Source organism: Psychrobacter cibarius, assembly GCF_904845955.1.
GTDB lineage: Bacteria > Pseudomonadota > Gammaproteobacteria > Pseudomonadales > Moraxellaceae > Psychrobacter > Psychrobacter cibarius_B.
Window position 1 is genome coordinate 1 of record NZ_CAJGYX010000014.1, and the last position, 6,775, is coordinate 6,775.

The following is a 6,775-nucleotide window of genomic DNA, read 5'->3' on the forward strand; positions in this document are numbered from 1 at the left end:
TGCCGCAAACTGACTGACCGCTTGTGTCATCGTTTCAAAGCGAGTCAGGTAATCTGCCGCCAATGGCTGATAGCCATAGTTGCTAAAGTCGAAATTGCTGTCCTCAACGTTAGTATCAGCAGTCGGTGTGACGCTCGTTTCAATGTTAGCTGATTTGTTAGCTGATTTTGCTTGCTGCGTATGTGCATCGATAGCAGCAATAAAGCAACTAATGACACCGTCATTTTTCAAACGACTTTCTGCATCTACTAATGCTTTACGAACAAAATCACCAACGGTGCCACGAATAGTCGATGGGCTTACTACTGCAGGCTCAGCTACTGGTGGTTGTTCAGTTGCTTGCACTTGCTGACTACGAACCACACGTGGATCATTGCTAGCCTGACCAAACTTCTCAGCAGTCACGTAGCGCTTGGCAAATAATGCTTCGTGCGTTAGTGCCAGTGCTGAGTTGTTCTTATCATTTGCGCTATGACCACTTGCGCTATGACTGTCATTGGCATTGCTAACATCGGCGTCACTGTCGGTAGCGTCAACAGTGTCACTATTCGCTTTTTCTGTCGATTCTGCTTCGGGCTGTTTTGGCGTTATTGCTACGCTGTCCACGTCAGTATCCACAGATTTTGAATGGTCAGTTTGGTCTTTGGTAACGCTGTTAGATGCTGGTTGCTCATCTAGAGCAGGTTTTTTGTCAGCAGTGTTACTGTCTGTTTTCGGGGCATTATTTTGTCCCTTGTCCTCAGTGGTGCTAACATTAACATCATGTGTTGCTACAGTGCCTTCGTCGTTACCCTTCACAGCAGCTGTTTCAGGAGCAATTTTTTTGTCATTGCTCTGCTGATTATCACTTTGCTGTGTATGAGCTTCTTTTTTGCTGCTTTCTTTATTAACATCATTTACTGACTTTTGCTTTTCAGTAGACTGAGGTTTTGTCTGTATAGACTTACTGTCATCTAGAGACAAGTGCACGACTTCTGGCGATTTCAGCTCAATGGCTGCTTCATTGACCTGTAGCACGACTTCATTAGGATCTTGATTTCGACGCGTGTTAGAGTGATTTTTTCGGCCGTTTGCACCTGTCGTCGCTTGCTGATTGGGTTGCTTAATATTTTCAGCTGTTAGTGTCTCGCCGCGCTCTAACTTGCCACGTGAACCGCGTTGATTATGCGATTTACGCTTCGCACGAGTTTGCTCATCTGCCGTATTACTGTCTTTATCAGCATCATCATTGCGCTCGTTTGCATGGTGGCTACTGTCTTGACGATTACTGTTTTGCTGGTTATTGTCTTGACGATTGTTGCGGTTACGCTCATTCGTGCGTCTGGTCTCCTGCTGACGTTTGTTTCGATTGTCAGCCTGCTTGTCATCAGCGTTATTTGCCGCATTATTTGAGGTGTTGTTCTCGGTATCGCCGCTTACTTCATTGCTCGACTCTTCTGCCTGATCTTTTCTTTGACGAGGTTTAGATGATCTAGATTTACGTGGCTTACGTCTTCTTCTATCTTCATTACTGCTATCATCATCGGTGTCGCTGTCTGAGCTACGACGCGCTTGTTGACGATTGGCGTTGTTGTCGGACGGTTGTTCGTCATTTTTCTGACTGTTCTGCTGATTTGCTGGTACATTGTTCGATGCACCCGTTGATGAATTACTCAGGGCACTGCTATCCACTTGTCCAAATGAGCCTAAGCTTTGTGCGCCATTATTTACTAGTGCTTCAATGGCTTCTGCTGCATCACGACTACTGACGCTAGGCGTCGTTGAGGCTTGTGGTGCTTGCGCAAATAGGTTTGATAACCACGCCACTGCTTGTGGCTGAGCTGCTGTCTCAACATGTGCAGGAGCTGTAGTTGCTGCTATTGGAGCAACAGGGGCAGGGGCTGCCACACTCTGGTTGTTGTTTGCTTGTGGCGCGCGCGCCGATGAAACGTTGGTCGTATTTTTATTGTTACGATGGTCGTTGCTGTGTTTACTATGATCAGCTGTACTGGTCGGTTTGTTTGATTGGCTAGCAGTATTAGTATCATTGCTCGCTACCTGACGTGGCTGGCGCGTTGGCTGTTGCTCTGGACGCTCTTTTTCAGCCGTTTGCCAGTCAACTTCATAACCCAAATCGCTATGTTCTTGGGCTGTATCCGTAATACGCTCATAACTTGAAGGCGCAAAGCCATCACGGTTAAAGTGTAGTTTAAAGTTAGGCGACTCTAAATGCGCGTGTGGCAAAATCGTGATACGCGTGCCACTGTCTTGCTCAAGATAAACTAAGGCATCACGTTTTTCGTTTAATAAGAAGGCGGCGATATCTGTTGGAACTTCTGCTTGTACTTCGCCTTGACGTTCTTTTAGCGCGATTTGTTCAATCTGACGCATAATTGATAGTGACAATGAGCGCAAATCGCGAATCATGCCGTTACCATGGCAGCGTGGGCAGATATAGCCGGTTGATTCTTCTAGTGAAGGACGTAGACGCTGACGGCTCATCTCCATCAAACCAAACTTAGAAATATCACCAAATTGCACACGTGCACGATCATATTTAGTGGCATCAATCAGACGTTTTTCGACTTCTTTTTGATGCTTATTGTCATTCATATCAATGAAATCAATGACAATCAAACCACCCATATCACGCAAACGTAGCTGACGGGCAATCTCATCGGCTGCTTCTAGGTTGGTGTGATATGCAGTTTCGGCAACGTCTGAACCTTTGGTCGATTTGGCTGAGTTGATATCGATAGAGACTAGTGCTTCTGTTTGGTCAATGACGATCGAGCCGCCTGATGGCAGACGCACTTCACGCTGATAGGCGGTTTCGATTTGCTTTTCGATATTAAAGCGCGAAAACATGGGCTCATAGTCGGTATATTTGCGTAGCTTTTCTGCTTGTTTTGGCATAACCGCATCGATGAAGCCAGCGGCTTCAATATAAGCGTTTTCATTATCAATCCAAATCTCAGCGATATCATCACGTAGATAATCACGGACAGCACGGGTTACGACGCCTGCTTCTTGATGTACCAAGCGCGGTGAAGGGTATTTTTGATTTTGTTCTTGAATGGCTTGCCAGATATTCAGCAAGTGGTTTAAATCGTGCTGTAAGTCTTCTTGAGTTTTACCAATACCCGCAGTACGAATGATGACACTCATACCTTTTGGCAAATCAAGATTGCTTAGCATACGCTTCATATCTTCACGAAGTTTGCCTGAAATTTGACGTGAGATACCGCCGCCACGAGGGTTATTTGGCATCAATACCAGATAACGACCAGCTAATGAGACATACGTCGATAGGGCAGCGCCTTTGTTACCGCGCTCCTCTTTTTCGACTTGGACGATTAATTCATCGCCTTCTTTGATCAGTTTTTTGATGTTTTCGTCACGTGGATTACCGCTTAAATATTCAGCAGAGATTTCACGAATTGGTAAAAAACCTTGGCGCTGTGAGCCGTATTCGACAAACACCGCTTCAAGCGATGGCTCGACACGGGTTACATGACCTTTATATATATTGGATTTTTTTTGTTCACGAGTACGGTTTTCAAGATCGAAATCGTAAAGATGATTGCCTTTACATAAGGCGACACGAATTTCTTCGTTTTGAGTAGCGTTGATCAAAATGCGTTTCATATTTGTATCCTATGAGTACGCATAACAACGACGAGACGGGCTTTAGAGCGCAATGGCAAGTATGGCTAATATTTAAATTAGCATGGGCAGATGTTAATCAACGATAGAACGTAAATCATGGGTTAATAAAGCACTTGGGCTTTGTCAATGGCTTGTTTTTTACCTAAAGTGTGTTAGCAAAACTAACGTAAATATAAAATTTATAGGGTGTAAGGCTATCTATTTATATCCTATTATTGATAGGTTTGGTACAAATATTAATGCGTCAGCATGCGATTCAGTTTTACTATCAGCAAGCTTTATTGGTAGTCATGCCAGCTTACTTTGTAAGAGCAGGCGACGGGCAGTGACGAGATTCAATATACTGATACTCAAAAGGCGTTATGCTGCTGCAATCCATCCATCAAAGTCTAGCAATAATATCGCTGTTATAAATACCATTATATGAAATGGTGATATTCAGCAATTATTTGTTTAGGTAAAGCAATTGGTCACTCTTTATTTATCGTTCTTTCTGGTATAACGTCAATAATATCTTGGGTGTTTTACGGTTAGGTGTCGCGGCTCCGGTGATCAGCGGGGCGTACTTGGCAAACAGAATAAATGACCAAACTATCGGTGTGGTGCTGTATTCATATCTTTTTTATCGTTATCTGTTTGACCACCAATACGTAGGCAGCTATCGATATACTTCTCGATCCTAATGCTAAACAACCCATACTTGCTCAACTACACTTGCGTAAAGGACCGCCAGATAACCAGTCATTAAATCATGAATAATTATCAAATAAAGTCGTTGTCATGCAGGTTGTGAGTCAATGTAGTGTCATTATCGGTCAATAAACAGGCGCTTAGCCAAACTTATCAACGCTGAATTTATGAACACAAAGGTATTTAGTGTCACTATTTATTCTATGGTACTGAGTAAAGTCAGTACGATACTTTCATTTTACAATTTATGGGGACATATCTATAAATATCTACAAGTGATATTTCTAAACAGATACTGCGCCCTAAAATTCGATTAAACATACAATGTTGGCAGGGCATACCGCTAATACCTTTTCACTAAAAGTTCGTAAAAATGGTAATGCGCTATTTAGAACAACAACAATGATTATTGCTGCAGTCTCTGCTTAATTGTCGCTCAACATGCTAAACTATAGCAAATCTTTCTGTAAATACCTAACTAAAAATGACGAAGCCAAAAATGACTGACGACGCACCTACCCATGAAGCCCCTGCTATTTTTAATAGTAAAACACGCCCGCAAAGCGCTGATGATGAAATCAGCAACTTTGGTAAGGTAAATTATCTTGAAGTAACCCGCCATCAACACGATCAGCGCTTAGACAATTTCTTACTGAACCGTTTAAAAGGTTTGCCAAAACCGCATATCTATAAAATGATTCGCTCAGATGAGATTCGGGTCAATAATAAACGCTGCAAAGCGCATGATAGAGTACAGCGTGAAGACGTGGTACGTATCGCGCCAGTGGTACTCGCTACCCGCGAAAAACCAATCATCAGTGCCGAGTTTGCTAAAAGCTTGTTAGCGCGCGTAGTGTATGAAGACGAAGGAATGCTAGTACTGAATAAGCCTTCTGGCATCGCCGTTCATGGTGGCAGTGGTTTGGACTTTGGTGTTATCGAAGCCATGCGTGAAAGCGTGACAGGTAAAAAATACCTAGAGCTGATACATCGCATTGATAAAGACACTTCAGGTCTATTGATGATTTCTAAAAAACGCTCAGCGCTAAAAGCGTTGCAACAGCATCTCGTCGATAAAACCATCCAAAAGCATTACTTATGTATCGCCAAAGGTCAGCCAGCATTAAATGAGCAACGCATTGATGCCTCATTGCTACGCTATACAGTTGCTAGTGGTGAACGCCGCGTCAAAGTAGATGCGCAAGATCCGCAATCTAAAGACAGCCAGACGGATATCGTCGTTCATGGTCGTTTTATGATTGCTGATCAGCCAGTTAGTTTAATTGAAGCCAAACCACTGACCGGTCGCACTCATCAAATCCGTGTGCATTTGGCTCATATTGGTCACGCTATCTTGGGTGATGATAAATATAATGTGCATGATAAATCAGGCGTCCATCGCCTGTGTCTGCATGCGTGGCGTTTAGACATTCCAGGCTATGAAACTATTACCGCACCGCTACCAGATGACATGGCAGATTGGTTGCCAGAGCAAGTTAAATTACCTGAATAAGTCGCCAAATAAAATTTTTAAGCATTAACTTTAAACGTCACGAACACTTATTTTTCTTAATAAGTCGCCGTGACGTTTTCGTATCTACCATTTATTATTGATATTCGTTAAGGTCTATTTATGAGCAATCAATCTGTCGCTAGTATCTCTAGCGCTTCCAAAGGAACTCAGTTATCAGCCAGTCATCGTTTAGCGGATAAGACGCTGATTATTTTTGATTGGGATGGGACGCTGATGGATTCCATTGGATTAATCGTTGAGTCAATGCATGTGGCAGGAAAGGCGCATGGTTTTCAGACGACCGATAAAGCAGTACAAGACATCATTGGGCTGAGCTTAATGAATGGCATTGAGGTTTTGTATCCGCAAGCCAATGACACGCAAAAGCTTGCGATTCAGCAAAGCTACGCAGACCACTATATTGCCAACAGCCACAGTACGCCGCTTTTTGCGCCGATAGAAGGGATGTTGCAGACCCTACAAGCCCAAGGTAAAAGCCTCGCGGTTGCAACTGGTAAAAAGCGAAAGGGCTTAGACCGCGTATTAGATGCTTCAGAGAGCCACCATTATTTTGTGATGACCCGCTGTGCCGATGAGGCAGGCTCAAAACCTGACCCGCAGATGTTGACCGATATTTTGGATTATACGCAGCAGCAAATCGCCGATGCTGTTTTCATCGGTGACAGTATCTACGATATCCAAATGGCAACGAGACTGGGCATGACCAGTATTGCGGTGAATTATGGTACAGCATCACCTGCAGAGCTCGCCGCACAGCAACCCACGTATCAGGTTGACACGCCACAAGCGTTGGCTGAGCTACTATGTGCTTAAATAAAAGCACTTAAATAAAAGTGCTTAAATAAAGGTGCTTAAATAAAAATCTTTTTAGATGCTAAAAATGATAATAAAAAAAGGGCTTAT

The 6,775-nt window shown here is 43.4% G+C and carries 3 protein-coding genes; 2 read left to right on the top strand and 1 reads right to left on the bottom strand.

Annotated features, from left to right (window positions below; all coding sequences use genetic code 11):
• The coding region (locus JMV76_RS14975; protein ID WP_227690443.1) for an Rne/Rng family ribonuclease at positions 1-3,627 on the bottom strand (3,627 nt) is incomplete at its 3' end.
• Between the two features lie 1,210 nt (positions 3,628-4,837).
• On the opposite strand from JMV76_RS14975, the gene JMV76_RS14315 reads away from it, so the two are divergent.
• Both JMV76_RS14315 and JMV76_RS14320 read left to right on the top strand, forming a co-directional pair.
• Entirely contained in the window at positions 4,838-5,851 is a 1,014-nt protein-coding gene (locus JMV76_RS14315; RefSeq protein ID WP_201503144.1) for an RluA family pseudouridine synthase, read from the top strand.
• A 120-nt stretch (positions 5,852-5,971) separates the two neighbouring features.
• Positions 5,972-6,685, top strand: a complete 714-nt coding sequence (locus tag JMV76_RS14320) for an HAD family hydrolase (protein ID WP_201501925.1) — start codon at positions 5,972-5,974, stop codon at positions 6,683-6,685.
• Positions 6,686-6,775 lie beyond the last annotated feature (90 nt).

What these genes read in the sequence shown, in the direction of transcription:
- JMV76_RS14320 (WP_201501925.1), top strand. Translation starts at nt 5,972, where the DNA reads ATGAGCAATCAATCTGTCGCTAGTATCTCTAGCGCTTCCAAAGGAACT.
- JMV76_RS14315 (WP_201503144.1), top strand. Translation starts at nt 4,838, where the DNA reads ATGACTGACGACGCACCTACCCATGAAGCCCCTGCTATTTTTAATAGT.